Below are 24,991 nucleotides of genomic sequence, written 5' to 3'. Positions count from 1 at the left end.
CGCGACGGCGCCCGGGACGGGCGCGGGCGACGGATCGGGAGGACGCGTGACCACAGCGGTGCGGCACGGGGAGGGCACGCTGCCCTCGGGGCAGTACTGGCAGGGCTGGAGCGTCCCCGGCCCGGCCGGCGTCGTCGTCCTCGTGCACGGCGTGCACGAGCACGGCGGCCGCTACGCGCACGTGGCCGATCGGCTCGGCCGCGGCGGCTACGCCTCCTACGCGCCCGACCACCCCGGCCACGGCCGGTCGCCCGGCCGGCGGGGTGACATCGGGAGCATGGCGGGGACCGTCGAGGGCGTGGCGCAGACCGTCCGCGCCGCCGCCGACCGGCACCCCGGCGTCCCGGTGTTCGTCTACGGACACAGCCTCGGCGGGCTCATCGCGCTGCAGTACCTGACCGGCGAGCCGGACGCGCGGGTCGTCGGTGCGGTCCTCTCGGCCCCCGCGCTCGACACCAGTGCCGCCACCCCGGTGCAGCGGGCGGTGGCGCCGGTGCTGGCCCGGCTGGCTCCGGGCCTCGGCGTGCTCGCCCTCGACGTCGAGACGGTCAGCCGCGACCCCGAGGTGGTGGCCGCCTACCGGGCCGATCCGCTCAACCACAACGGGAAGATGGTCGCCCGCACCGGCGCGGCGCTCATGCAGACCGCCGCGGCGATGCCCGGCCGGCTGCCCGGGCTCCGGCTCCCGCTGCTAGTCGTCCACGGCAGCGCCGACCGGCTGGTGGCGCCGGCGGCCAGCGTGGTGGTCCGCGAGCACGCGGGCTCGCCCGACCTCACGCACCGGGTCTACGACGGGCTGTTCCACGAGCCGCACAACGAGCCGGAGAAGGAGCAGGTCCTCGACGACGTCGTCGCCTGGCTCGACGCCCACCGGCCGGCCTGATCGGTCGTCGGGCGCCGCGATCCGTGGCAGGGTCGGGGCGGCCGCGCCGCACGGGTGCGGCGGAGGGGAGGCCCGTGCCCCAGGCCCTCACGGACGGCGTGCGGCTGCTGCGCGCCTTCGTCACCAACCCGCGCCAGGTGGGGGCGGTGCTGCCGACGTCCCGGACGGCGGTGCGCGCCCTGCTCGACCTCGCCGACGTCCCGGGCGCCGGCCTGGTCGTCGAGCTCGGTGCCGGGACCGGGGTGGCCACCCGGGAGATCCTCGCCCGCCTCGGCCCGGACGCCCGGCTCCTCGCGCTGGAGATCGACCCGGAGCTGGCCCGCCGGCTCACCGAGCGCCACGACGACCCCCGGCTGCGGGTGGTGTGCGGCTCCGCGGAGGACCTCACCGGCCTCCTCGACGGCGAGCGAGCCGACGTCGTCGTCTCGATGCTGCCGTTCACCTCGCTCGAGGTGGGCCTGCGCCGCCGGCTGCTCGACCAGCTGCCCCGTGCGCTGCGCCCCCGCGGCACCGCGGTGGTGATCCAGTACTCGCCGCTGGTGCTCGGCGAGCTGCGCCGCCGCTTCCCCGACGTCCGGACGCGCGTGACGCCGTGGAACGTGCCGCCCGCCTTCCTCTTCGCGTGCACCGACGGCGCCGGGGGCTGACGCGGCGGCGCCGCGATGAGCCGCCGTCCCCACGACGGTCTACACGGGCATGACCACCGGACAGATCGACCCCCGGTACGGCGACGCCACGGCGACCGCACCCCCGTGGGCCGACGTCGAGCGGCTGCTCACCGACGCCCAGCTGTACTGGATCACCACCGTCCGCGCGGACGGCCGGCCGCACGCCGTCCCGCTCGTGGGCGTCTGGCACGACGGCGCGTTCGCCTTCTGCACCGGCGCGGACGAGCAGAAGGCGCGCAACCTCGACGGCAACCCGCACGTGGCCGTGACCACCGGCAGCACCGGCGCGCACGGCTGGGACAGCGGGCGCGACGTCGTCGTCGAGGGGGTCGCGGCGCGGGTCACCGACCCCGGGGAGCTGCAGGTGCTGGCCGACGCCTGGTTCGCGAAGTACGGCGAGGACTGGCACTTCGCGGTGCGCGGGGACGAGTTCGTCGAGCTGAGCTCCTCCGGCGGGGCCACCGGGGGCGGCGCGCGGGTCTACCGGGTGCCCCCGGACAAGGTGCTGCTGTTCGGCGGGCCGCACGGCCAGACGCGGTACCGCCCCTAGGCCGGGCGCGCGGGGAGCAGGTGCTCCTGGTGGTCCAGCTCCCGCTCGAGCGTGCGCAGCCCCTCGTCGGGCAGCCGGCCGAGGTCGCGCCAGCGCAGCAGCTCCTCGCGCTCGGCGTCGATCACCGCCCGGCGCACCCGCAGCGCCGCCTCGTACTGCGGCGACATCGGCACCTCGCCCTCGGCGTCCTCGAGCACCTGCAGCCGGTGCCGGTAGCGGTCCAGCCGGGTGCGCAGCGCGGCGCGGATCGACTCGATGGCGGCGTCGTCGACGTGGTCGTGCTGCTCGGCCTGCAGCTCGTCGAGCCGGTTCAGCCCCGCCTCGACGGCGGCCGTCCGCGCCTGGTTGCGCAGCCGGGCGGCGTCGGCGGCGTCGGCGCGCAGGCGCAGCCGGCGCACCAGCGGGGCGAACGTGGTGCCCTGCCCGACCAGGGTGACCAGCACGACGAGGAAGGCGCAGAACAGCAGCAGGTCGCGGTCCGGGAAGGGGTCGCCCGTGTCGGTGACCAGCGGGATGGTGAAGACGGCGGCCAGGCTGATGACGCCGCGGGTGCCGGCCCAGCTCAGCACGGCGATCTCCCGGCCGGACAGCTGGCGCGGCGGGGTCGCCGGGTCGCCGTCCTCGTCGGCGGCGGGAGCACCGCTGAGCCGCATGTGCAGTGCCCGGGGCGCGTGCTCGGTCAGCCACAGCCACAGCGGCCGGACCAGCAGCACCGCCCCCACGGTGATCACGGCGGCGGTCACGACGGTCGAGGGCGCGTACTGGCCGAGGCCGCTGATGACCGCGGGCAGCTGCTGGCCGATGAGCAGGAAGACGACGCCCTCGAGCAGGAAGTCGACCAGCTTCCACACCGCGTCGGTCTGCAGCCGGGTGGCGCCCGACTGCCAGTACGGGGCGTTGTGCGCGATGACCAGCCCGGCGACGACGACGGCCAGCACGCCGGACACGTGCACCGACTCGGCCAGCAGGTAGGCGACGAACGGCGTCGCGAGGGACACGGCGTTCGACGACAGCGGGTCCCGGCGGAGCCGGCGCAGCGGCCGGACGCCGTAGGCGACGGCCAGCCCGGCGGCGACACCGCCGGCGGCGGCGAGCGCGAACTGGCCCAGCGCCGACCAGGTGGAGAAGCCGTCGCCCACCGCGGCCGCGATGGCGACGCTGAGCAGGGTCAGCGCGGTCGCGTCGTTGAGCAGCCCCTCGCCCTGGATGAGGGTGACCAGCCGCGGCGGCAGCCCGACCCGGCGGCCGACGGCGAGCGCGGCCACCGGGTCGGGCGGGGCCACGGCGGCGCCGAGGGCGATCCCGGCGGCGAGCGTCGCGCCGGGCACCCACAGCGCGAACCCGACGCCGATGACCAGCGCCGTGACCACCACGAGCAGCACCGACAGCCCGACGACGGTGCGCAGGTTGGCCCGGATGGCGATGAGGGAGGAGTCGAGCGCCGCGCTGTAGAGCAGTGGCGGGATGAGGACGCTGAGGACGATCTCCGGGTCCAGGCCCAGGTTCGGGCCGGGCAGCAGCGCGTACACCAGCCCGGCCACGGTGAGCAGCGCGGCCGCCGGGATGCCGGTGCGGCCGGCCAGCCAGCGGGCCGCCACGATCACCGCGACCGCGGCCAGGACGAGCAGGATGACGGTCTCGGCGTGCACCGAGTCATCCTCCCCGAGCGCCGATCCCCGCTCATCCCGACGCCCCGGTGGCCGGGGTGGCGGAGATGGCCGTCGCCGCCACCCGACCGGCTCAGGCGGCGGCGACGGACTCCATCGCCTCGGCGGTCAGCGTCACCGAGCGCAGCCGGGCCTCGGTGCCGGGCGCCTGGTGGGCGACGATCAGCTCGTCGGCGTCGGCGAGCCGGGCGAACTCGGTGAGCCGCTCGCGGACCTCGGCCGGGGTGCCGGCGGCGGTGTGGGTGAGCATCGAGTCCACGTGCCGGCCCGCGCCCGAGGACAGCAGAAGCTCGGCGGCGTCGTCGTCGAGGTCGCGGCCCTGGCCGAACAGCCCGACGGCGAGCCGGCGGCGGGTGGCCTGCAGCATCTCCCGCGCCGCCTCGGCGGTGTCGGCGGCGATGGCGTTCACCCCGGCGATGACGTACGGGGCGTCGAGCTGCGCGGACGAGCGGAAGTCGCGCCGGTAGGCGGCCACCGCGGGCTCGAGCAGCTGGGGGGCGAAGTGCGAGGCGAAGGCGTAGGGCAGGCCGAGCGCGGCGGCCAGGCCGGCGCCGAACATCGACGAGCCGAGGACGTACAGCGGCACCTCCGACCCGTGGCCGGGGACGGCCCGCACGCCGGGCACCCGGGACTCGCCGGTCAGGTAGCCCTGCAGCTCGAGCACGTCCTGGGGGAAGCGCTCGGCGGAGGCGGCGTCGCGGCGCAGGGCGTACGTGGTGTTCTGGTCCGAGCCGGGCGCGCGGCCCAGGCCCAGGTCGATGCGCCCGGGGTACATCGCCTCGAGCGTGCCGAACTGCTCGGCGATCGTGAGCGGCGAGTGGTTGGGCAGCATGACGCCGCCGGCGCCGAGCCGGATGGTGGAGGTGTGCGCGCCGATGTGCGCGATCAGCACGCTGGTGGCCGACGACGCGATCGCCGGCATGTTGTGGTGCTCGGCGTACCAGACCCGGCGGTAGCCGGCCTCCTCCGCCCGCTGCGCCAGCGCGACACTCGCGGCGATGCTGCTGCCGTGGGTCTCCCCGGGGGCGACGGGAGCGAGGTCGAGCACGGACAGCGGGATGCGCACGGGGGTCCTCCTGGGGACGGGTCGTCGTTGCCCGGTGCAACACCCGGCGGTCCCGGGCGCTTCCGCCGCGGCGGTAGTCGGACGCAAGTCACCGGCAACCGGGCCGGGGGACGGTGGCGCCGTGACCGCGACCGCACCGCTGCCGTTCCCCGTCACGCCCCGCCGGCCCGGCGACCCCGAGGCCGACGTGACCCGCCTGGCGCTGGCGCACCGCGCGCTGCGCGGCGGCTGCCGGCTGCTGGCCGGCGTCGCCGCGGAGGCCGCCGGCGGCGCGGTCTGGCCGGCGGAGCGGCGGCGGGCGGTCGTCGCCTTCGGCCGGTGCGTGCTGCGGGAGGTGTGCGCGCACACCGGGCGGGAGGACGCCGTCCTGTGGCCGGTGGTCGCCGCCTCCGCCGGGACGCACGCCGCCGACCTCGAGCCGCTCACCGAGGACCACGCCGTGCTCCGGTCCGTGCTGGACCGCGCCGACGCGGCGCTGACCGCGTTCGCCGCCGGCCCGGACGCCGCGGCCCCCCTGGCCGCCGTCCTCGCCGAGCTGGCCGACGCGCTGGACGAGCACGTCGAGGAGGAGGAGCGCGAGGTGTTCCCCGTGATCCGCCGGTGTGTGTCGGCGCGCGACCTGGCCCGCTACGAGGGCGTCTGCGCCCGCGGCTCCGGGCCCCGGTCCGCGGCGTTCGCGCTGCCGTGGGTCGCCGACGCCTGCCGCACCCCGGGCGAGCGCGCCGGGCTGCTCGGCGCGACGCCGCTCCCGCTGCGGGTGCTGCTGCGCGCGGCCGAGCCGGGCTGGCGGCGCCGGCGCGACCTCGTCGCCGGCCGCTAGTCCAGCGCCGCGCGGGCCTGCGCGGTCCAGGCCGCGTTGCCGGTGCGCTCGGCGACGGCGACGGCGACCGCCCGGTGCGCCTCGGCCGCGGCCCGGTCCCCGCGGGCGGCGGCGAGCCGGGCCAGCACCGTCGCCGTCGGGCCGAACGCCATCTGGGCGGTGTGCGTCCCGCACACGGTGTCCCGGTAGGGGAGCAGCCCGGCCTCGGCCTCGGCCATCCGCTCCGCGTCCCCGAGGGCCAGCCCGACGAGGCCGCGGCAGTACTGGACGAACGGCGCGAACAGGTCCCGCACCGCCCGGGAGGGCGGCGGGACCAGCGCCCGCGCCTCCTCCGTCCGCCCGGCCAGCACCAGGGCCAGGGCCTGCGCCTCGACCGCCAGCTCGGGCGAGATGGGCGCCAGCGCGGCCATCTCCTCGGGGGCGACCGGCCGGGCGCCGGGGTCGGCGAGCCGCAGGGAGAGCTGGGTGGTCAGCCGCAGCGCCCGGGCCACCGCGGGGTAGTAGCCGGCGTCGAGCAGGGCCTGCTCGGCCACGTCGTACGCCGCCTGGGCCTCGCCCACCCGCCCGGCGACGGCGGCGCGCAGGCCGGCGTAGCAGCGGGCGATGCCGCGCAGCAGCGGCAGGCCGTAGGCGGTGGACAGGCGCTCGGCCTCCGCGGCGTGCCGGTCGGCGGCCTCGAGGTCGAGCACGGCGCAGGTGTCCTGCAGGAGCACCAGCCGCGCCACCGCCTCGAAGACGCCGAACCCCTCGCGCCGGGCGAGGTCGAGCAGTTCGGTGCCCAGCTCCGTGGCCTCGCTGCGGTCGCGTCCCCGCACGGCGTGGAACTGCCGGACGGTCAGGGCGTGGGCGAGGGCGAGCGGGTCCCCGCCGAGCCGGGCCTCGGCCAGCGCCCGGTCGGAGGCCTCGGCGGCCCGATCGTCGTGCCGCTCCTCGAGCTCGGTGGCCAGCATCGCCAGCAGCCGGGTGCGCTGCGGGTCGCCGGGCCGCAGGGCGGTGGTCACGCGCTCGGTGCGCGCGACGAACCGGTCGTCGACCGGGTCCACCCAGGCGTTCCAGAGGGTCGGCACGTCCGAGGACAGCAGGACCGCCGCGGTCAGCTCCGCCGGGGCGTCCTCCGGCAGCACGGCCAGCGCGCGGGTGCGCAGGGCGCGGGCCTCGCCGATGGCCCCGGCCAGCGCGGTGGCGTGCGCCTGCGCGGCGAGCAGCCGCGCGAGGCCGGCCGCGTCGTCCGGGCGGGTCCTCCCGGTCGCCTCGGCCGCCCGCCCCCACATGACCGCGGCGTCGGCGTACGCGAAGTGCCGCTCGGCCAGCTCCGCGGCCGACCGGGCCCAGCGGGCGGCCGAGGCGGCGGAGCCGGGACCCGCCGCGGCGGCGTGGTGCGCCAGGGCGGTGACGTCGTCGGGCCGCAGCCGCTCCAGGACCGCGGCCACCCGGCCGTGCAGCCGGGTCCGGCGCAGCGAGGACAGGTCCTCGTACAGCGTGTCCCGGACCAGCGCGTGCACGAACCGCAGCCGGCCCGGGCCGGGCTCCACCAGGAGGCCGCTGACCAGCGCCGTCTCCAGCGCCTCGACCAGCGACTCGTCGTCCTCGTCGGTGCCGCCGCCGGCCGGGGCCGCCGCGGCGAGCAGCACCTCGGCGTCGACGTCGCGGCCGATGACGGCGGCCAGGCGCAGCAGCGTGCCGGTGCGCGCGGGCAGGCCGGCCAGCCGGTGCCGGACGACGTCGCGCACCGTGCCCGGGACCGCGTCGACGTCCTCGCCGGTGTCCACCAGCCGGACCAGCTCGCGGACGTGGAAGGGGTTGCCGTCGGCGCGGGCGGCGATCGCGGCGCGCGTGCGCCCGTCGACCGGGGTGAGCGCCCAGTCCTCGACCAGCTCCTCCACCGCGGCGGCGTCGAGGCCGCGCAGCGCGAGGCCCACGGGGGAGCGGCGGGCCAGCGCGGCGAGGACCTCGGCCAGGCCGGCGCTCTCCTCGGGGCGGTGCGCGGCGACCACCAGCACCGGCGACCCGGCCAGCGCCGGCAGCAGGTCCAGGAGCAGCGCCGTCGTCTCCCGGTCGGCGCGGTGCAGGTCGTCGACGGTCACCAGCAGCGGCGTCCGCGCGGCGACGGCGGCCAGCCAGCCGGCCACCGCCTGGTGCAGCCGGAACCGGTTGCCGGTCGGGTCACCGCCGGTCACGGCCGGCGCGTCGTCGGTGAGCAGCATCGCCAGGGGAGCGGGGTCGGCCGGCGGGACCTCGGCGGCGAGGGCGCGCAGCGCCGCGGCCCACGGCCAGCCGGGCGGGGCGCCGTCGGTCTCCGGGCAGCAGACGGCGACCGTCGTCCAGCCGCGGGCCGCGTGCTCGGCCCGCAGGTGGTCGAGCACCGTGGTCTTGCCGCCGCCCGCCTCGCCCGCCAGCAGCGCGACCTCGACCTGCCCGCCGGCCGCCCGCCCGGCCGCGGCTGCCAGCGCGGCCAGCTCGGCGTCGCGGCCGACCGGCCGGGGCACGTCCGGCGCGGGGGCGGCCGGAGCCGGGACGGGCGCGGGCGCGGGCGCCGGGCGGCCGACCGGCGGCGCCGGCCGGCGCGCCGGCAGCAGCGAGGGGGACTGGGCGAGGACGGCCTCCTCCAGCGCCCGCAGCTCCGGGCCGGGGTCGACGCCGAGCTCGTCGGCCAGCCGGGCCCGCACCTCGCGCAGGGCGGCGAGCGCCTCGCCCTGCCGCCCGGCCCGGTAGAGGCCGAGCGCGAGCAGCCGCCAGCCCTCCTCGCGCAGCGGGTGCTCGGCGACGTGCGCGCGCAGCTGCGGGAGCGGGTCCCGCCCGCCGGGGGCGTCCAGCGCGACGGCGGCGCGCCGCTCGACGGCGGTCAGCCGCAGCTCGTCCAGGCGGGCGGCCTCGGGGCCGGCCCAGGGCTCGTCGCGGTACTCGGCGTAGGCGGGGCCGCGCCACAGGTCGATCGCGGCGCTGTACCGGTTGCGAGCCCCGGCGGGGTCGGTCGCGGCCAGCCGGTCGCCCTCGTCGAGCAGCCGCACCGCCTCGAGCACGTCCACGGCGTCCTCGGCCGGGCGCAGCGCGTAGCCCGGCGGCACGGTGACCAGCAGCCGCGCGGGCGTGCGCGGGGCGCGGCCGGGCTCCAGCACCCGCCGCAGGTGGCTGACGTGCGCCTGCAGCGTCCCCAGCGCGTCGGCGGGGGAGGCGCCGCGCCACAGGTCGGCGACCAGCACCTCGGCGGGGACCACGTGCCCGCCGGCGACCAGCAGGCGGGCGACCACCGAGCGCTGGCGGCGGCCGCCCAGGTCGAGGGGCTCGCCGTCGCGGACGGCGCCCACGTCGCCCAGCACCCGGAACCCGACCGTTCCGGCACCCCCGCTCCCCATAGCGGCGCGAGCATAAGCGCGTTCCGCCGGATCGCGGAGCGGTCGTGAGGAGTTCCACCGGAAGCGGTCACGGCCAGGTCACGCCGCGCGTCGTCCTGCCCCGGGAGGCGCCCGACCAGTGGCCCGCAAGCCGGTGCCAACCGCGTGCCGTCACCGTCCCGGCATGACCTCGACCGCCCCTGCCCTGCCCTTCCCCGTCACCCCGCGCCGTCCCGGCGACCCCGAGCCCGACCTGTTCGGCTTCACCCTCGTGCACCGCGCGCTGCGGTCGGGCTGCCGGCTCGTGGCCGACGCGGCCACCCGGATCGCCGCCGGCGAGCCGTGCCCGCCCGGGCGGCGGCGCGCACTCGTCCACCACGCCGGGGCGGTGCTGCCCGAGGTGCACGTGCACCACTCCCGGGAGGACGACGTCCTGTGGCCGGTCATCGTCGCCTCGGCAGGGGACTCCGTCGACCTGGGCCCGCTGTCCGACGACCACACCGCGCTGCAGGGCGTGCTCGACCGCGCGCAGGCCGCGCTCGCCCGGTTCGCCGAGGACGGTCCCGCGCAGGCCGGGCCGCTGGCCGCCGTGCTCACCGAGCTCGCCGACGAGCTCGACGAGCACATCGAGGAGGAGGAGCGGGAGGTCTTCCCGGTCCTGCGCCGGTTCGTCTCGGCGGGGGACTTCGCGCGGGTGGAGACCCGCTTCCGCCAGGGCACCGGCCCGCGGCGCATGGCCTTCGTGTTGCCGTGGGTCGTCGACGCCTGCCGGACGCCGGAGGAGCGGGCGCGGCTGTTCGCCGGCGCGCCCGCGCCGCTGCGGCTGCTGCTGCGGGCGGTGCAGCGCCGCTGGACCCGCCGCCGCGACCTCGCCGCCGGCGCCTGACCCGGCCCCGGCCGGGGTCCCTCCGCGGGACCCCGGCCGCCGGCGGTCAGGCGCTGCGGGCGCGGCGGGGGCGGGTGGGCACGGCCTCGACCGGGGCGTCGGCGCCCTCGACGCCGAGGCGCCGCTCGAAGCCGGGCGGGACGACGAGGTCGTCGCGGGACAGGTCGGCGGCGGACTCCCGCGCCAGGCCGGTCAGCGCGCAGCCCAGGCCGTCGCGCAGCAGGTCCAGCACGTTCTCCACCCCGGCCTGCCCGTTGGCGGCCAGGCCCCACAGGTAGGCGCGGCCGATCATCACGGCCTTGGCGCCCAGGGCCAGGGACTTGGCGACGTCGGAGCCGCGGCGGATGCCGCCGTCGAGGAGCACCTCCACCTGGTCACCGACCGCCTCGGCGATCGCGGGCAGCGCGCGGATGGAGGCGGGGGTGCCGTCGAGGTTGTTGCCGCCGTGGTTGGACACGGAGATCGCGGTGACGCCGGCGTCGACGGCGCGCTTGGCGTCGTCGACGCGCATGACGCCCTTGAGCATGAACGGCCGGTCGTCGCCCCACAGCTCGCGCAGCCAGGCGACGTCCTCCCAGGTCGGCATGGGGGACTGCATCCAGGCGCCGTAGGCGCCGAAGAACGTGGGCGGGGTCTCGGCCGGGTCGCCGACCATGTTCGGCACGGTGAGGTCGGGCAGCCTGCGGGTCCTGGCGAACTGCCACAGCCAGCGGGGCCTGAGCGCGACCTGGGGCGCGTAGCGGCGGACGGCCTCGAGGTCGATCTTCTCGGGGATGAACGGGGAGCCCCAGTCGCGGCCGTAGGAGAACGACCAGTCCAGGGTGGCGATCAGCCCGGCCACGCCGGCCCGCTTCGCGCGCTCGACCTTGGCGGCCATGGTGTCGCGGTCGCCGACCCAGTAGAGCTGGAAGAAGGTCTTGGGGTTGGCGGCGACGACCTCCTCCATCGGCTTGCTGGCCATCGAGGACAGGCCCATCGCCACGTTCCGGGCGGCGGCGGCGCGGGCGACGGCGACCTCGCCGGCGGGGTGTACCGCCTGCACGCCGGTGGGGCTGATCAGCACCGGCATCGAGACGTCCTGGCCCATGACCGTGGTGGCCAGGTCGCGCTCGTTGGACAGGCCGGCGGTGTGCGGGGCGAAGCCCAGCTCGTCGAAGGCGCGCAGGTTGTCGTCGACGGTCAGGCCCTTCTCCGAGCCGGCCACCAGCGCCCCGTACACGCCCTTCGGCAGCCGCCGCTCCGCCCGCCGCTGCGCCTCGGCCACCGTCTCGAACCAGGGGTTGGCCATGTCGTCTCCGTCCGGTCGGTCCCCGGGACCGACCCCCGGTGGCACTCAGTGCCACCCTAACGTCGCCGGTGTAGCGCAGGCCACACCCGGGGAACGGAGCAGCCCCGCGGCCGGGAGGGCCACGGGGCTGTCGTCGGGGGTGCGCCGGCGGGCGGCGCGGGTGCCGCGGTCAGAAGCGGGCGGCCACGGCGGCGATCTCGTGCGCCGACTCGAGGGTCGGGGCGGCGGCGAGGGCGCGCTGCAGCTCGCGCTCGTCGCGACGGCGGGCGCGGGTGCTGCGAGCGGAGGCCAGGGCGGTGCGCAGGCGGGTCATCTCGGTTCCTCCTCGGGCGGGGTGCCGCCGATCGATCCACGGCGGCGGCCACTTCCGGTCGTCACCGGCGGGCCCGGGCGGGTGGGGCGTCGGTCACTGTGATCGCCGTCTCGACCTGCTGGGTCTGCATCTCCAACCATCCTCGCCGATGCACGGTTCGTCAAGCGAACCCAGCGTGACCTACGCTGCACCCGTGACGGCCGACACACCTCCCGACGGGTACGACCGGACGCGCTGCTCGGTCGCCGGCACCCTCGCCGTGGTGGGGGAGAAGTGGAGCCTGCTGGTGCTGCGCGAGGCGTTCCTCGGCGTGCGCCGGTTCGCCGACCTGCAGCGCGCGCTCGGGGCGCCGAAGGCGGTGCTCACCGACCGGCTCAACTCCCTGGTCGCCCAGGACCTGCTCGCCCGCGTCCCGTACCAGGAGGAGGGCGCGCGGCAGCGGCATGAGTACCGGCTCACCGAGCGCGGCCGCGACCTCTACCCGGCGCTCGTCGCGCTGATGCAGTGGGGGGACCGGTGGCTGGCCGGGGACGGCGTCCCGCCGCTGGCGCTCACCCACCGGGACTGCGGCGCGCCGGTGGCGCTCGGGCTGCGCTGCGCCGCGGGACACGAGGTCGGCGGGCCGCGCGAGGTCACCGCGACGCCGACGGGCCGTGATCGGCCCGGTGAGACGGCCGCCACACCCGCGGGCTAGCGTCGGCGGCGCCCGTGCTGCTGCGACCCCGGAGGCCCCTCTGCCCACCACCGTCATCCCCGGTGCCGCGAGCGCCCCGGAGCTGTCCGCCCACCTCGCCGTGCCGCCGGTGGGGGAGGGGCCCTGGCCCGGCGTCGTGGTCGTGCACGAGGTCTTCGGGCTCACCGACGACGTCCGCCAGCACGCCGACCGGCTGGCCGCCGCCGGCTACCTCGCCGTCGCGCCCGACCTGTTCACCGCCGGCGGCGCGGTGCGCTGCCTGCGCTCGACGTTCCGGTCGCTGAGCCGCGGCGAGGGCCCGGCCTTCGGCGACCTCGAGGCGGCCCGCCGGTTCCTCGCCGGCCGCGACGACTGCACCGGCCGGATCGGCGTCCTCGGCTTCTGCATGGGCGGGCAGTTCGCGCTGCTCGGCGCCACCCGCGGTTTCGACGTCGCCGCGCCCAACTACGGCCCCCTGCCGAAGGACGCCGAGAGCGTGCTCAAGGGCGCCTGCCCGGTGGTGGCCGGCTTCGGCGGCCGCGACCGGGCGCTGCGCGGCGCGGCGGGCCGGCTGGGCCGGGTGCTCACCGACCTCGGCGTCGAGCACGACGTGAAGGAGTACCCGGACGCCGGGCACTCGTTCCTCAACCGGCACAACGCGGGGCCGTTCACGGCGCTGGAGAAGGTGCTCGGCGTCGGCTACCACGGCCCCTCGGCCGAGGACGCCTGGGCGCGCATCCTGCGCTTCCTGGACCGGCACCTGCGGGCCGCGGCGTGAGCGGGGGCGCGAGCGGCCCGCTGGCCGGCCTGCGGGTCGTCGAGCTCGGCGGCATCGGGCCCGGCCCGCACGCCGCGATGGTGCTGGCCGACCTCGGCGCCGACGTCGTCCGGGTGGAGCGGCCCTCCGGTGGCCTGTCGCTCGGCGGCGCCGCCCGCGACGTCGTCATGCGCGGCCGGCGCTCGCTCGGCGTCGACGTCAAGGCGCCCGAGGGCCGCGACCTGGTGCTCGGCCTGGCCGGGCACGCCGACGTGTTCCTCGACGTCTTCCGCCCCGGCGTCGCCGAGCGGCTGGGGCTCGGCCCCGACGCGTGCCTCGAGCGCAACCCCGGGCTGGTCTACGCGCGGATGACCGGCTGGGGCCAGGACGGGCCGTGGGCCGACCGGGTCGGCCACGACGTCAACTACCTCGGGCTGACCGGCACGCTCGCCGCGCTCGGCCGGCCCGGGCAGGTGCCGCGGCCGCCGATGAACCTGGTCGCCGACTACGGCGGCGGCTCCATGCTGGTGCTGGTCGGCATCCTCGCCGCGCTGCACGAGCGGTCCCGCTCGGGCCGCGGCCAGGTGGTCGACGCCGCCATGGTCGACGGCGTCGCGCTCATCTCCCAGGTGCTGTGGTCGATGCGCGGCATGGGGCTGTGGTCCGACCGGCCGGGCACCAACGTCCTGGACGGCGGCGCGCCCTACTACGACGTCTACGCCTGCGCCGACGGCCGGTTCGTCGCCGTCGGCGCGCTGGAGCCGCAGTTCTACGCGGCGCTGCTGGAGGGGCTCGGGCTGGCCGGGGACGACCTGCCCGCGCAGACCGACCCGCGCGGCTGGCCGCGGCTGCGGGAGCTGTTCACCGCCGCGTTCGCCGCCCACCCGCGGGAGCACTGGGAGCTCGTCTTCGACGGCACCGACGCCTGCGTCACCCCGGTGCTCACGACGGAGGAGGCGGCCGCGCACCCGCACCTGGCCGCCCGCGGCACGCTCGTCGAGGTCGACGGCGTGCAGCAGGCCGCTCCCGCGCCGCGCTTCTCGCGCACCCCGGCCGCCCCCGCCGCGCCGGTGACCACCGGCCCGGCCGACGCCGCCGCCGTCCTGGAGGAGTGGTCGCGCCCCCGATGACGGGAGCGCACGAGCCGCGGTGCGCCGCGGAGGAGGAGGGACCGTGACCGAGCCCGTGCTGGTCGAGCGCCGCGGCGCCGTCCAGGTCATCACGATCAACCGGCCGGAGGCGAAGAACGCCCTCGACGGCGCGGTGGCCCGCGGCGTCGCCGCGGCCGTGGACGAGCTGGACGCCGACGGCGACCTGCGCGCCGGTGTGCTGACCGGCGCCGGCGGGACGTTCTCCGCCGGCATGGACCTCAAGGCGTTCCTGCGCGGCGAGCGGCCGGCGATCGAGGGGCGCGGGCTGTGCGGGATCACCCAGACGCCGCCGCGCAAGCCGCTGGTCGCCGCCGTCGAGGGCTGGGCGCTGGCTGGCGGGTTCGAGCTGGTGCTGGCCTGCGACCTCGTCGTCGCCGGGGCCTCGGCGCGCTTCGGCGTGCCCGAGGTGACCCGCTCGCTGGTGGCCGCCGCCGGCGCCGCGCTGTTCCTGCCGCGGCGCGTCCCGCAGGCGGTGGCGATGGAGATGCTGCTGACCGGCCAGCCGATCGACGCCGAGCGGGCGGCGGCGGTCGGGCTGGTCAACCGCGTGGTCGCCGAGGGCGGGGCGCTGGAGGCCGCCGTCGAGCTGGCCGGCGTCATCGCCGCCAACGGCCCGCTGGCGGTCGCCGCCACCAAGGAGATCGCCCGCGGCACCGCGGACTGGACCGCCGAGGAGGGCTGGGCCAGGCAGCAGGCGCTGGTCGAGCCGGTGTTCTCCTCCGAGGACGCCCGCGAGGGCGCGACCGCCTTCGCCGAGCGCCGCGCGCCCGTCTGGCGCGGCCGCTAGCCGACCGGGCCGGTCGAGGTCCGCACCACCAGCTCGGCGGGCAGGGTGCGCGGCGGCGGGGCGGGCCGGCCGGCGAGCAGGTCCAGCAGGGCCTGCCCGGCCGCCCGCCCCTTCTCCCGGGTCGGCTGGCGCACGGTGGTCAGGCCGAGGCCGGCCGCCGTCGTCGCGTCGTCGAAACCGGTCACGGACAGGTCCTGGGGCACGCGCAGCCCGCGCCGGGCCGCCGCGCGCAGGGCGCCCTCGGCCAGCCGGTCGCTCAGGCACAGCAGCGCGGTCGGCCGGGGGTCGGTGGCGAGGACGGCGTCGGCGCCGGCCTCCCCGACGTCGGGTGTGCTGTCCCCGCCGTGGAACACCGGGACGGCGGCCCAGTCGAGCCCGGCCCGCTCCGCGGCGTCGCGGTGGCCGGCCAGCCGGTCGCGGGTGACGGCGTAGGTGGCCGCCTCCTGGGTGGCGAGGTCGGCGAGCCCGGGCCGGATCGGGTCGCCGTGCATGCCGAAGGACACGACGGCGAGCCGCCGGTGCCCCATCTCGAGCAGGTGCGCAGCGACGGCGGCCGCGGCGGCGCGGTCGTCGACGCCCACCCACGGCGCCGCCGGCGCCCCGAGCGCGGCCAGCCGGTCCGGGCGGGGCTGGTCGACGACGGCCAGCGGGAGCCCGCGGGCGATGGCCGCCGCGAGCAGCGGGTCCTCGTCGCCGACCGAGGAGACGACCAGCCCGTCCACGACGGCGTCGGTCACCGCGGTCAGGCGCCGGGCGGGGTCGGTCGAGCCGGGGACCAGCAGCAGCCCCGACCCGGCGGGCTCGGCGACCTCGGTGACCCCGGCCAGCAGCGCGACCGCCACCGGGTCGTCGAAGGCGTAGGACAGCCCGTTGTCGTAGGCGACGCCGATCGCGCCCACCCGGCCGCGGCGCAGGCCCGCGGCCAGGGGATTGGGGCCGGGGTAGCCGAGCCGGCGCGCGGCGGCCAGGACCCGCTCGCGCAGCGCGGCGGAGAGCTGGTCGGGCCGGGAGAAGGCGTTGGACACCGTCTTCGCCGAGACGCCGACCTCGGCGGCCACGTCCCGCAGCGTCACCGGGCGCGTGTGGTCGGCGGGCACGCGGCCATTCTGCGGCCGCCTGCCTCCCGCGCAGGCCGCTGCAGGACGGGTGCTCCGCGGTGGACACGCCTCCCCCGCCCTCTCGAGGCGGCGTCGAGAGGGCCACCGGCGTGTGGTGGTCCCCGAGGCGGTGGCCCGCACGGGCCGCGGGCCCTAGTTGATGCAGCCGGTGTCGGCCGCCGTCCGGGGCTCCTCGGCGGGCGCGGCCGTGTCGCCGGTGCCCGCCGGCGGGGCGGTGGCCTGGCCGATGCCGGTGAAGTCCGAACCCAGGATCAGCTGGACGGTCCCGGAGGTGGCGTCGTCGGTGACCTCGGTGACGGCGCCCGGGACCTGCACGGCGAGCGTGGCGGCGAGCGCCTCGTCGCCGGGGGCGTGCCGGATCGTCGTCGTCCCGTGGTCGCTGCTGTCGGCGTTGCCGGTGCTCGTCACGGGAAAGCCCGCGGCCTCCAGGTCGGCCGTGGCCTCCGCGGCGATCCCGGAGATCCCGGAGCCGTTGTAGACCTCGACCGAGACCTCCGACGGGTCGACCGTCGCCGGCGGCGCCGGGGCCTCCGGGGCCGGCGCCTCGGGCTCGGCGGACAGACCCGCGAAGAACGCGCGCAGCGTGTCCTCGTCGGCCAGCTCCACGATCGAGGCGCCGTCCCCGTTCTCCGCGTTCGGATCGGCGATGGGGACGGTCTGGAACTGGATGTCCCCGGCCGTCACCGACTGCATCTGCTGCGCGAGGTCGAGCAGGTCGAGGTCCTCGTCGACGGTCAGCGACTCCGACACCGCCCGGACGAGCTCCCGCTGCTTGCCGAGGTCGAGCAGCACGTCCTGGGAGAGGATCTTGCGGAGCACGCCGCCGATGAAGACCTGCTGGCGGACGATCCGGTCGAGGTCGCCGCGGGGGAGGGCGGCGGTGCCGTCCGGCCGGACGCCGTGCCGCTGGCGGACGAACTTCAGCGCGTCGGCGCCGGAGATCGTCTGCTCCCCGGCGGGGAACACCGCGCCGGAGTACTGCGAGTCGTCGACCGCGTGGCAGAGGTTGACCTCCACGCCGCCGACGACGCTGGTGAGCTCGAAGAAGCCGAGCAGGTCCACCTCGGCGTAGTGGTCGATCTGCAGCCCGCTCAGCCCGTTGATCGTCTGGATCAGCAGCTGCGCGCCGGCGGCCTGCTTCTCGGACTCCGGCGCGTCGTCGTCGACCTCGGCGGCGCCGTAGGCGTAGGCGGCGTTGAGCTTGTCCGTCCCGTGGCCTGGGATCTCCACCCAGGCGTCGCGGGGGAACGAGACGAAGGAGGCGCCCGACCCGTCGGCCGGGACGTGCACCAGGATCATCGTGTCGGTGTTCGTGCCGGAGTCGACGCCGGCGTTGAGCTCGGCGAGCTGCTCGGGCGTGAGGTCGGCCCGGCTGTCGTTGCCGACCAGCAGCAGGTTCATCGCCTCGGGCATGCCGCCGGACTCGGCGTTGCCGTCGGCCGGGATCGCGTCGGTGCGGTCGACCGCCGCGTCGGCGAGCCGGCCCAGGTACCAGCCCCACCCGCTCCCGGCCAGCACGACCACCGACACGACGGCGGCGACGACGCGGGCCACGACGGCGCCCCGGGAGGAGCGGCGGCAAGGCGCCGGGTTCCCGCGGGCGCCGGGAGTCCGGGCGGCACCGGCGGTGCGGTCGCGGGCCGGGCGACCGGCGCGCGGGTCGAGCCGCGGGGGGATCGGCCGGCCCTCGGGGCTGCCGTGCTCGGGGCGGTCTCGGCTCACGCGGCGGAGGTTAGGGGCGCGCGGCGCTCCTGTGGGGCCCAGGACACGGGGCGGCCGTGCCTTCTCCGGGACGGATCGGCGTCGCCGAGGGCTTCATCGATGAAGAAGCGGGTACCCGCCCCGGCATGGCAGGTCCCGCAGCGGTCCCGACCCTGTGCGCGGTGCAGTTCGTCGACGTCCTCGGCACCACGCTGGTCGTCGCCGCCCTGCCCACGGTGCTGGCCGACCTCGGGGCGCCGCCCTCGGCGGCCGCGCCGGTGGTGACCGTCTACGCGGTCCTGTTCGGGGCACTGCTCATGCCGGCCGCACGCCTGGGCGACCGGTACGGCCACGCGCGGGTCCTGGGGACCGGGCTGGCCGGCTTCGGCGCGGCGTCGCTGCTGGCCGCGGTCGCGCCGTCGGCCGGCGTGCTGGTGGTGGCGCGCGGCGCCCTGGGGGCCGCGGCCGCGCTGTCGGTGCCGACCGCGCTGCGCCTGCTGACCGCCGCGACGGAGGAGGGGAGCGCGCGGCGGCGGGCGCTGGCCGCCTGGAGCGCGACCGGCGCGGCCGCCGGCGCGAGCGGGCTGGTGCTCGGCGGCGTGCTCACGGACCTGGCCGGCTGGCGGGTGCTGTTCTGGGTGCAGGTGCCGCTGGCCGCGCTGCTCCTGGCCGCGGTGCGCCGCACGGCGCCGCCGACCCCGCGCCGCACCGGCGGAGCGCTCGACCTGGCCGGCGCCGGGGTGCTCACGGCCGCGGTGGCGGCGGTCGTGGCCGGCGCGTCGCTGCTCGAGGACGGTGCCTCCCGGACCGCCGGCGTCGCGCTCCTGCTCGCCGGGCTCGCCGCCGCCGCGGGCCTGCCCGCCGTCGAGCGGCGCTCGCCCGACCCGCTGCTGCCCCGGGCCGCCGTCGCGCACCCCCGCCTGCGCCGCGGCGTGCTCGCCTCGGCGGCGAACACCGCGACCACCAGCTCGGCGGTCACCGTCGCGACGCTGCACCTGCAGGACGCCGGCGGCCTCGGCGCGACCGCCGCGGGGCTGGCGCTGGTGCCGTTCAGCCTGTGCGTCGTCGCCGGGGCGGGCCTGGCCACGCGGGTGCTGCGGCGGTCGCCGGCGCGGGTCGCCGCCGCGGCGGGGCTGGCCGTCATCGCCGCCGGTGACCTGGCGCTGCTCGGCGCGGACGTGGGCACGTGGGTGGTGTCGGCCGCGGTCGCCGTCGCGGGGCTGGGCATCGGGCTGTCGTCGGTGGCCGCGACCTCGCTGGGCACCGACGTCGGCCCGGAGCTGCAGGGGACGGCGGCCGGCGCGGTCAACACCGCCGCGCAGCTCGGCACCGCCCTCGGCGTGGCCGCCGTCCTGCTCGTCGTCCGGGCCTCCGGCGGGACGGGGCTGCCGCTGGCCGGCAGCGGGCTCGGCTGGGTCACCGCGGCACTGCTCGCGGCCGTCGCGGCGGGAGTCCTGGCGCGGCGCCCCGCCCGGGCGTCGGAGCCCGCCGGGAGCGCGGGTTAGTGTGCCGGGCACCACACCCGGTCGGAGGGAGCAGACATGCGTGACGCGGTGATCGTCGAGGCGGTGCGCACGCCCGTGGGCAAGCGCAACGGCGGGCTGTCCGGGGTGCACCCGGTCGACCTGTCCGCGCACGTCCTCACGTCGCTGGCCGAGCGGGCCGGCATCGACCCGGCCGAGATCGAGGACGTCATCTGGGGCTGCGTGTCCCAGGTCGGCGAGCAGACCTTCGACATCGCCCGGACGGCGGCGCTGGCCGCGGGCTGGCCGGAGACGGTCACCGGCGTGACCGTCGACCGGCAGTGTGGTTCCTCGCAGCAGTCGGTGCACTTCGCCGCCGCGGGCCTGGTGTCCGGGCAGTACGACGTCGTCGTGGCCGGCGGCGTCGAGTCGATGTCGCGGGTGCCGATGGGCAGCGCCCGGCAGGACGCCAACCCGTTCGGCACCCGGTTCTTCGAGCGCTACGGCGGCGCGAAGATCAACCAGGGCCTGGGCGCGGAGACGATCGCCGAGCGGTGGGGCCTGTCGCGGCAGCGCTGCGACGAGTTCTCCGTGGCCTCGCACGAGAAGGCCGCCGCCGCCCGCGCGGAGGGCCGCTTCGACGCCCAGATCGCCCCGGTGACCACGCCCGACGGCACCGTCGTCAGCCAGGACGAGGGCATCCGCGAGTCGTCGGTGGAGAAGCTGGGCACGCTCAAGACCGCCTTCACGGAGGACGGCGTCATCACCGCCGGCAACTCCTCGCAGATCTCCGACGGCTCGGCCGCGCTGCTCATGACCACGAGCGAGAAGGCCGCCGAGCTGGGCCTGCGCCCGATCGCCCGGGTGCACACCGCCGTGCTCGCCGGCGCCGACCCGGTGGTCATGCTCACCGCGCCGATCCCGGCCACGCAGAAGGCGCTGGCGAGGTCGGGGCTGTCGATCGACCAGATCGGCGTCTTCGAGGTCAACGAGGCGTTCGCGCCGGTGCCGCTGGCCTGGCTGGCCGACCTCGGCGCCGACGAGAAGTCGCTCAACCCCAACGGCGGCGCCATCGCGCTGGGGCACCCGCTCGGCGGCTCCGGTGCGCGGATCATGACGACGCTGGTGCACCACATGCGGGACAACGGCATCCGCTACGGCCTGCAGACGATGTGCGAGGGCGGCGGCCAGGCCAACGCGACCATCCTCGAGCTGCTCTGACCCCTCCGCTCCCGGGCCCGGGGCCGCCTCACCAGGCGGTCCCGGGCCCGGTTACGTTCGGCGGCCGTGAGTCCGACCGCGGGAGAGCCCAGCCTGCTCGACGTCCTGACGCTCGAGGAGATCGACCGGGACCTCTACCGCAGCACGCTGGTGTTCACCGACCCGTTCCCCCTCTACGGCGGGCAGGTCGCGGCGCAGGCGCTGCTCGCCGCCGGCCGCACGGTGGCGCCCGACCGGCTGCCGCACTCGCTGCACGGCTACTTCCTCCGCAGCGGCGACGCCGCCCGCCCGACCGTCTTCCGCGTCGACCGCGACCGGGACGGCGGGTCGTTCTCCGCGCGCCGGGTGGTCGCGGTGCAGGGCGGGGAGGTGGTGCTGTCGATGTCGGCGTCGTTCCAGGCACCCACCGCCGGGCCCGACGTCCAGGTGGCCGCGGCGCCGGGGGCCGAGGACCCCGCGGAGTGCGAGCCGTTCGCGCTGCCCCGGCTGTTCACGATGGACGGCCGCCGCCCCTCCCAGCCCCACCCGGCCGCCTCCTGGCCGACCCGGTTCTGGTCGCGGTCCACCGTCGCGCTGCCCGACGACCCGCTGGTGCACGCCTGCGCGCTCACCTACCTGTCCGACATCGGCACCGGGCTGTCGGCGCTGCCCGAGGACGAGGCGGCGCCCGGCCCGACGCTGGACCACGCGGTGTGGTTCCACCGGACGGCCCGGCTGGACGACTGGGTGCTCGTGGACCTGGTGCCGCACACGGTGTCCGGCGGGCGCGGGTGGTACACCGGGTCGGTGACCACCCGCGACGGCGTCCTGGCCGCGAGCCTGACCCAGGAGACGTTGTTCCGGCCGGGCCGCAACCCGTTCCGCCCGGGCCGCTGAGGCCGTCCGCGGCCCGGTCCCGGGGCCCGGCGGTGGCACCGTCGGCGGGATCGGTGAGGATGGTGTGTCAGCGAGGGGGAAGGACGGACACGTGGCGAAGCACCGGGCAGCAGAGAGCGACCCCACCGACTTCGACGCGGCGACGGCTGCGCTGGCCGACGTCACGGGCGACTACACCATCGACGTGGCGCACACCCGGATCGGCATCCGGGCGCGGCACGCGATGGTGACGACCGTCCGCGGCTCGTTCACCGAGTTCGCCGGCGAGGCGCACCTCGACGTGCAGAAGCCGGGTGCGAGCAGCGTGTCGATCCGGATCAGGACCGCGAGCATCGACACCGGCCAGGCCGACCGGGACGCGCACCTGCGCTCGCCGGACTTCCTCGACGTCGAGCGGTTCCCGGAGATGGTGTTCACCTCCACCGACGTCGAGCAGGTCGACGACGACACCTTCGAGGTGACCGGCGACCTCACCATCCGCGACGTCACCCGGCCGGTGACCGTGGAGTTCACGATGACCGGCTCGGCGAAGGACCCGTTCGGCAACACCCGGGTCGGCTTCGAGGGCGCGCTGGCGATCAAGCGCAGCGAGTGGGGCCTGACCTGGAACACGGCCCTGGAGACGGGCGGGTGGCTGGTCAGCGACCGCATCCAGGTCGAGTTCGACGTCTCGGTGATCCGCGCCGCCTGACCGCCCGGTCCGGCACGCGGCCCGGTCCTCCCTCCCCGGCGCGCGTGCTGCCGGACGTGGCGGTCCCCGTCGACGGCTGGTGAGCGGCCCCGGCGGGGCCGACGTCGCCCGGCAGTGCCTCGCCGCGGGCCTGGTCGACGAGGTGCTGGTCGACGAGGTGCAGCTGCACGTCGTGCCGGTGGTCGCCGGCGACGGGCTGCCGCTGTTCGCCCGTCCCGGCCCGGCGGTGCGGATCACCCCGCTCCGCGTGGTGGCCGCGCCCGGCGTCATCCACTGCCGACACCGCGTCGAGCGAGACCGAGCCGGCCGGTCGACGGGTCGAGGAGTCGGCAGGTCGCGACCTCGCCTCGTCGAGCTGTCGCGACGTCGCCTCGTCGATGTGTCGACACCTCGACCGGGTCAGGAGCCGGGGCGGACGACGTCGTAGCGCACGACGGCGAACTCGCCGTTCTGCGCGACCTCCCGGGTGACCAGCTCGACGTGCGCCGGCAGCAGCGGCATCCCGGCGCCCAGGGTGACCGGCGCGATCGAGACGACGAGCTCGTCCAGCAGCCCCGCCCCGGCGAACTGCGCGGCCACCGGCCCGCCGCCGACCACCCACACGTCGAGGTCCCCGGCGGCCGCGACCATCTCGCCGTGCAGCGCGCGCAGCTCCTCGGGGGTGTCCGCGCTGGTGAAGCGGATGTCCGCTCCCTCGTACGGCGTCAGCTGCCGGTGGGTGAGCACCCAGGCGGGCTGGTCGTAGGTCCAGGCGTCCGGGCCGCCGTGCTCGCGCACCCACTCGTACGTCGAGGCGCCCATGACCAGCGAGCCGACGGTCTTCTCGAACGCCTTGTAGCCCATCGCGCCCTCGTGGTCGGCCTCCCGCGTGAGCAGCCAGTCCAGGGAGTGGCCGGGGCCGGCGATGAAGCCGTCGAGGGTCGTGGCGGTGTAGTAGACGGTGCGGGTCATCGGTCCCTCCGGGAGAGCCACTCGATCGGGTCGCCGGCGTCGACCGCTACGCCGGCGTCGCGCAGCCAGTGCCGGGCGAGCAGCCGGCGGTGCGCGGAGAAGGTGAGGACGTGCGCGACGACGCTGCCGAGGACGAAGCTCTCCGGCGGCTCGCACAGCGCGTCGACCAGCCGGTCGCCCCAGGCGCCGCGGCGGGCGATCTCGCGGACGGCGGCCAGCCAGCGCGGCGCGACGACGTCGTGCCGGTCGATCAGCGCGGCCGGGTCGTCGGCGCCGCGGGCGGGGTGCTCCCCGCCCTCGATGGAGGCGACCCACACCTCCAGCGACCAGACGAGGGTGTCGAGGACGGCGGCGAGCGTCTCCTCGGCGCCGTCCCAGGCGAGGACCGTCAGGCCCGGCGCCCGCACCCGGCGGTACTCCTCCTCGGGCAGGCCCTTGGCCAGCTCGAGCAGGCCGCGGGTGTCCTCGACACCGTGGTGCACCAGCAGCGCGGTCACCTCGTCGCCGCCGCGGCGCGCGGGCTCGTCGGCCACCCACAGCGACGCCGGCGGGTGGAAGTGGATGCCGTTGGGTGCCGGCAGCCAGTGCCCGTCCCTCGCGGCGCTGCCCGGGTCGGCCGAGCCGGGGCTGCGGCCGTAGGCCCGCGCGAACGCCCGGCTGAAGCCCTCGACCGACTCGTAGCCCGCGGCGAACGCGGCGTCGGTGACGCTCGCGCCCTGGCGCAGCTGCCAGGCCGCGCGCTCGAGCACCACCCGGCGGCGCAGCGCGACCGGTGACTCCCCGGCGCCGCCGGACACCTGCCGGCTGAAGTGGAACGGCGAGGCGTAGGCGTCGCCGGCCATGTCCGAGAGCGTGCGGTTGTCCTCGTCGAGGACGGCGTCGAGCAGTTCGCGGAGGCGGTCGCGGCCGGGCGGTGTCACGCGTCGAGTCTGGCGACCCGGGCGGCCGCGTGGCCCGACCGTTCTTGCGCTGTGTCAGCCGGCCGACCAGGCGCGCTCCACCGACGCCCGGCAGCGGGCGGGGTCGTCGCCGGCGGCGGTGAGCAGGGCGACGGCGGTCTCGACGGCCTGCGGCACGAGGACCCCGGCGGGCAGCACGCCCTGCACCACCAGCGACACGAGGCCGTGCCCGGCCGCCCAGTACCGCGTCGCCAGGGCGCGCGGGTCGGTGCCCGCGGCCAGCCGGCCCTCGTCGCGGGCGCGGGCGGCGGCGTCCACCAGCCGCCGGAACGTCGCGTCGGCGGCTCCGGCGTCGGCCAGGTCGGCGCGGGCGTCGAACATCGCCCGGTACAGCTCCGGGGCGTCCAGGGCGTTGCGCGTGTAGGCGACGCCGAGCGCGGCCAGGTCGTGCACCGGGTCGGCGGTGCGGGCGACGGCGTCCAGCCGGGCCGCGAGCCGGGTGAAGCCCTCCTGACGGACCGCGCTCCACAGCCCCGGCATGCCGCCGAAGTGCGTGTACACGGCCATCGTCGAGGCGCCGGTGCCCTCGACCAGCGCGCGCAGCGTGACCGGCTCGCGGCCGGCGAGCATCCGCGCCGCCCGCTCGACCAGCAGCCGGCGGACGGCGGGGTCGGGGCTCCTCGGCATCCCGGAACTGTCGCATAGCGCCGCTATGTTCTGGCTCCCACCACCCCCGAGGAGGAGCCGTGACCGTCCAGCTGATCGACCCGCCCGGCCTGCCCGTCCCCGGCGTCTACCGCCAGGTGGCCGTCGCCACCGGCCGCCGCACCGTGTACCTGGCCGGCCAGGTCGCCCGCACCGCCGCGGGCGAGCCCGTCGGCCCCGGCGACCTCGCCGCGCAGACCGAGCAGGCGTTCCTCAACGTGGCCACCGCGCTGGAGGCCGCCGGCGGCACGTTCGACGACGTCGCCAAGCTCGTCCTGTACGTCGTCGGCTGGTCGCCGGAGGCGCTGCCCGCGCTCGGCGAGGGTGTGGCGCGGGCGTCGGCCCGGCTCGGCCGCGACCTGACCCGGCCGGTCACCCTGCTGCCCGTGGCGGCGCTCGCCGAGCCCGACCTGCTGATCGAGGTGGACGCCACCGCCGTCCTCGACTGACCTCGACCACCGGCACGCGCGGGTGTCGGTGGGGCACGACCGGGTAGGGCAGCACGGCACGGCCGTGCCGGACGGC

25 protein-coding genes are annotated in these 24,991 nt (G+C 77.5%); 15 read left to right on the top strand and 10 right to left on the bottom strand.

Features of this window, described 5'->3' with window-relative positions; genetic code table 11:
* Nucleotides 1-46: 46 nt before the first annotated feature.
* The 3 genes from ACI796_RS01490 (at nucleotide 47) to ACI796_RS01480 (ending at nucleotide 2,101) form a co-directional block, all read left to right on the top strand.
* Complete coding sequence (locus tag ACI796_RS01490) at nucleotides 47-883, top strand: alpha/beta hydrolase (protein WP_456939483.1); 837 nt, start codon at nucleotides 47-49, stop codon at nucleotides 881-883.
* A gap of 74 nt (nucleotides 884-957) precedes the next feature.
* Nucleotides 958-1,530 carry a class I SAM-dependent methyltransferase gene (locus tag ACI796_RS01485; protein ID WP_456939482.1) on the top strand — a complete coding sequence of 191 codons (573 nt, stop codon included), beginning with the start codon at nucleotides 958-960 and terminating at the stop codon, nucleotides 1,528-1,530.
* 49 nt (nucleotides 1,531-1,579) lie between these two features.
* On the top strand, nucleotides 1,580-2,101 hold the full coding sequence (locus tag ACI796_RS01480) for a pyridoxamine 5'-phosphate oxidase family protein (RefSeq protein ID WP_456939481.1): 522 nt from the start codon (nucleotides 1,580-1,582) through the stop codon (nucleotides 2,099-2,101).
* Here the strand turns inward: ACI796_RS01480 and ACI796_RS01475 are convergent.
* Complete coding sequence (locus ACI796_RS01475) at nucleotides 2,098-3,750, bottom strand: Na+/H+ antiporter (protein WP_456939480.1); 1,653 nt, start codon at nucleotides 3,748-3,750, stop codon at nucleotides 2,098-2,100. The two genes, ACI796_RS01480 and ACI796_RS01475, sit on opposite strands and share 4 nt — an antisense overlap.
* Before the next feature lie 91 nt (nucleotides 3,751-3,841).
* Nucleotides 3,842-4,834: an LLM class flavin-dependent oxidoreductase gene (locus tag ACI796_RS01470; RefSeq protein WP_456939479.1), complete on the bottom strand. Its 993-nt coding sequence runs from the start codon at nucleotides 4,832-4,834 to the stop codon at nucleotides 3,842-3,844.
* A 121-nt stretch (nucleotides 4,835-4,955) separates the two neighbouring features.
* Between ACI796_RS01470 and ACI796_RS01465 the strand changes: the two genes are divergently transcribed.
* Nucleotides 4,956-5,654 carry a hemerythrin domain-containing protein gene (locus ACI796_RS01465; protein WP_456939478.1) on the top strand — a complete coding sequence of 233 codons (699 nt, stop codon included), beginning with the start codon at nucleotides 4,956-4,958 and terminating at the stop codon, nucleotides 5,652-5,654.
* On the opposite strand, the gene ACI796_RS01460 is transcribed toward ACI796_RS01465, so the two are convergent.
* Complete coding sequence (locus tag ACI796_RS01460) at nucleotides 5,651-9,007, bottom strand: BTAD domain-containing putative transcriptional regulator (protein ID WP_456939477.1); 3,357 nt, start codon at nucleotides 9,005-9,007, stop codon at nucleotides 5,651-5,653. The genes ACI796_RS01465 and ACI796_RS01460 overlap by 4 nt on opposite strands.
* Before the next feature lie 163 nt (nucleotides 9,008-9,170).
* Between ACI796_RS01460 and ACI796_RS01455 the strand changes: the two genes are divergently transcribed.
* Nucleotides 9,171-9,872 carry a hemerythrin domain-containing protein gene (locus ACI796_RS01455; protein WP_456939476.1) on the top strand — a complete coding sequence of 234 codons (702 nt, stop codon included), beginning with the start codon at nucleotides 9,171-9,173 and terminating at the stop codon, nucleotides 9,870-9,872.
* A 46-nt stretch (nucleotides 9,873-9,918) separates the two neighbouring features.
* On the opposite strand, the gene mftD is transcribed toward ACI796_RS01455, so the two are convergent.
* Nucleotides 9,919-11,160, bottom strand: coding sequence for a pre-mycofactocin synthase MftD (gene mftD, locus ACI796_RS01450; RefSeq protein WP_456939475.1), 1,242 nt, complete (start codon nucleotides 11,158-11,160; stop codon nucleotides 9,919-9,921).
* Nucleotides 11,161-11,329: 169 nt separating this feature from the next.
* Nucleotides 11,330-11,473 (bottom strand): hypothetical protein, encoded by a 144-nt coding sequence (locus tag ACI796_RS01445; protein ID WP_456939474.1) that lies wholly within the window; start codon nucleotides 11,471-11,473, stop codon nucleotides 11,330-11,332.
* 193 nt (nucleotides 11,474-11,666) lie between these two features.
* On the opposite strand from ACI796_RS01445, the gene ACI796_RS01440 reads away from it, so the two are divergent.
* The 4 genes from ACI796_RS01440 to ACI796_RS01425 all read left to right on the top strand — a co-directional run bounded on the left by ACI796_RS01440 (nucleotide 11,667) and on the right by ACI796_RS01425 (nucleotide 14,841).
* A complete protein-coding gene (locus ACI796_RS01440; protein ID WP_456939473.1) occupies nucleotides 11,667-12,167 on the top strand; it encodes a winged helix-turn-helix transcriptional regulator in 501 nt (166 codons plus the stop codon).
* 109 nt (nucleotides 12,168-12,276) lie between these two features.
* Complete coding sequence (locus tag ACI796_RS01435) at nucleotides 12,277-12,924, top strand: dienelactone hydrolase family protein (protein ID WP_456939472.1); 648 nt, start codon at nucleotides 12,277-12,279, stop codon at nucleotides 12,922-12,924.
* The gene (locus ACI796_RS01430) at nucleotides 12,921-14,033 is read left to right on the top strand and encodes a CaiB/BaiF CoA transferase family protein (protein ID WP_456939471.1); all 1,113 of its coding nucleotides are present in this window, start codon (nucleotides 12,921-12,923) and stop codon (nucleotides 14,031-14,033) included. Before ACI796_RS01435 ends, ACI796_RS01430 begins: the two co-directional genes overlap by 4 nt.
* Before the next feature lie 43 nt (nucleotides 14,034-14,076).
* Nucleotides 14,077-14,841: a crotonase/enoyl-CoA hydratase family protein gene (locus ACI796_RS01425; RefSeq protein ID WP_456939470.1), complete on the top strand. Its 765-nt coding sequence runs from the start codon at nucleotides 14,077-14,079 to the stop codon at nucleotides 14,839-14,841.
* Here the strand turns inward: ACI796_RS01425 and ACI796_RS01420 are convergent.
* On the bottom strand, nucleotides 14,838-15,938 hold the full coding sequence (locus ACI796_RS01420; RefSeq protein ID WP_456939469.1) for a LacI family DNA-binding transcriptional regulator: 1,101 nt from the start codon (nucleotides 15,936-15,938) through the stop codon (nucleotides 14,838-14,840). The two genes, ACI796_RS01425 and ACI796_RS01420, sit on opposite strands and share 4 nt — an antisense overlap.
* 153 nt (nucleotides 15,939-16,091) lie before the next feature.
* Nucleotides 16,092-17,681 carry an LCP family protein gene (locus ACI796_RS01415; RefSeq protein WP_456939468.1) on the bottom strand — a complete coding sequence of 530 codons (1,590 nt, stop codon included), beginning with the start codon at nucleotides 17,679-17,681 and terminating at the stop codon, nucleotides 16,092-16,094.
* 125 nt (nucleotides 17,682-17,806) lie between these two features.
* On the opposite strand from ACI796_RS01415, the gene ACI796_RS01410 reads away from it, so the two are divergent.
* The 5 genes from ACI796_RS01410 to ACI796_RS01390 all read left to right on the top strand — a co-directional run bounded on the left by ACI796_RS01410 (nucleotide 17,807) and on the right by ACI796_RS01390 (nucleotide 22,338).
* A complete protein-coding gene (locus ACI796_RS01410; RefSeq protein ID WP_456939467.1) occupies nucleotides 17,807-19,165 on the top strand; it encodes an MFS transporter in 1,359 nt (452 codons plus the stop codon).
* 36 nt (nucleotides 19,166-19,201) lie between these two features.
* Nucleotides 19,202-20,344 (top strand): thiolase family protein, encoded by a 1,143-nt coding sequence (locus ACI796_RS01405; protein WP_456939466.1) that lies wholly within the window; start codon nucleotides 19,202-19,204, stop codon nucleotides 20,342-20,344.
* 66 nt (nucleotides 20,345-20,410) lie between these two features.
* Nucleotides 20,411-21,220, top strand: coding sequence for an acyl-CoA thioesterase (locus ACI796_RS01400; protein ID WP_456939465.1), 810 nt, complete (start codon nucleotides 20,411-20,413; stop codon nucleotides 21,218-21,220).
* A gap of 91 nt (nucleotides 21,221-21,311) precedes the next feature.
* Nucleotides 21,312-21,911, top strand: coding sequence for a YceI family protein (locus tag ACI796_RS01395; protein WP_456939464.1), 600 nt, complete (start codon nucleotides 21,312-21,314; stop codon nucleotides 21,909-21,911).
* A 79-nt stretch (nucleotides 21,912-21,990) separates the two neighbouring features.
* Complete coding sequence (locus ACI796_RS01390) at nucleotides 21,991-22,338, top strand: hypothetical protein (RefSeq protein ID WP_456939463.1); 348 nt, start codon at nucleotides 21,991-21,993, stop codon at nucleotides 22,336-22,338.
* On the opposite strand, the gene ACI796_RS01385 is transcribed toward ACI796_RS01390, so the two are convergent.
* The 3 genes from ACI796_RS01385 to ACI796_RS01375 are packed head-to-tail and all read right to left on the bottom strand — an operon-like array spanning nucleotide 22,311 to nucleotide 24,448.
* Nucleotides 22,311-22,862, bottom strand: a complete 552-nt coding sequence (locus ACI796_RS01385; protein WP_456939462.1) for a dihydrofolate reductase family protein — start codon at nucleotides 22,860-22,862, stop codon at nucleotides 22,311-22,313. The two genes, ACI796_RS01390 and ACI796_RS01385, sit on opposite strands and share 28 nt — an antisense overlap.
* Entirely contained in the window at nucleotides 22,859-23,782 is a 924-nt protein-coding gene (locus ACI796_RS01380; RefSeq protein ID WP_456939461.1) for a helix-turn-helix domain-containing protein, read from the bottom strand. Before ACI796_RS01380 ends, ACI796_RS01385 begins: the two co-directional genes overlap by 4 nt.
* Nucleotides 23,783-23,836: 54 nt before the next feature.
* Nucleotides 23,837-24,448, bottom strand: a complete 612-nt coding sequence (locus ACI796_RS01375; protein ID WP_456939460.1) for a TetR/AcrR family transcriptional regulator — start codon at nucleotides 24,446-24,448, stop codon at nucleotides 23,837-23,839.
* Between the two features lie 59 nt (nucleotides 24,449-24,507).
* Between ACI796_RS01375 and ACI796_RS01370 the strand changes: the two genes are divergently transcribed.
* Nucleotides 24,508-24,915: a RidA family protein gene (locus ACI796_RS01370; RefSeq protein ID WP_456939459.1), complete on the top strand. Its 408-nt coding sequence runs from the start codon at nucleotides 24,508-24,510 to the stop codon at nucleotides 24,913-24,915.
* The last annotated feature ends 76 nt before the right edge of the window (nucleotides 24,916-24,991 follow it).

It is taken from the genome of Geodermatophilus sp. SYSU D00525 (assembly GCF_054050475.1).
Note: the sequence above shows the minus strand (reverse complement) of the source record. Positions and strands in the feature narration are given on the sequence as shown.

Bases quoted from the DNA above. Each gene is read 5' to 3' on its own strand.
- ACI796_RS01480 (WP_456939481.1), top strand. From the start codon at position 1,580: ATGACCACCGGACAGATCGACCCCCGGTACGGCGACGCCACGGCGACC.
- ACI796_RS01460 (WP_456939477.1), bottom strand. From the start codon at position 9,007: ATGGGGAGCGGGGGTGCCGGAACGGTCGGGTTCCGGGTGCTGGGCGAC.
- ACI796_RS01455 (WP_456939476.1), top strand. From the start codon at position 9,171: ATGACCTCGACCGCCCCTGCCCTGCCCTTCCCCGTCACCCCGCGCCGT.
- mftD (WP_456939475.1), bottom strand. From the start codon at position 11,160: ATGGCCAACCCCTGGTTCGAGACGGTGGCCGAGGCGCAGCGGCGGGCG.
- ACI796_RS01445 (WP_456939474.1), bottom strand. From the start codon at position 11,473: ATGACCCGCCTGCGCACCGCCCTGGCCTCCGCTCGCAGCACCCGCGCC.
- ACI796_RS01410 (WP_456939467.1), top strand. From the start codon at position 17,807: ATGGCAGGTCCCGCAGCGGTCCCGACCCTGTGCGCGGTGCAGTTCGTC.
- ACI796_RS01405 (WP_456939466.1), top strand. From the start codon at position 19,202: ATGCGTGACGCGGTGATCGTCGAGGCGGTGCGCACGCCCGTGGGCAAG.
- ACI796_RS01385 (WP_456939462.1), bottom strand. From the start codon at position 22,862: ATGACCCGCACCGTCTACTACACCGCCACGACCCTCGACGGCTTCATC.
- ACI796_RS01375 (WP_456939460.1), bottom strand. From the start codon at position 24,448: ATGCCGAGGAGCCCCGACCCCGCCGTCCGCCGGCTGCTGGTCGAGCGG.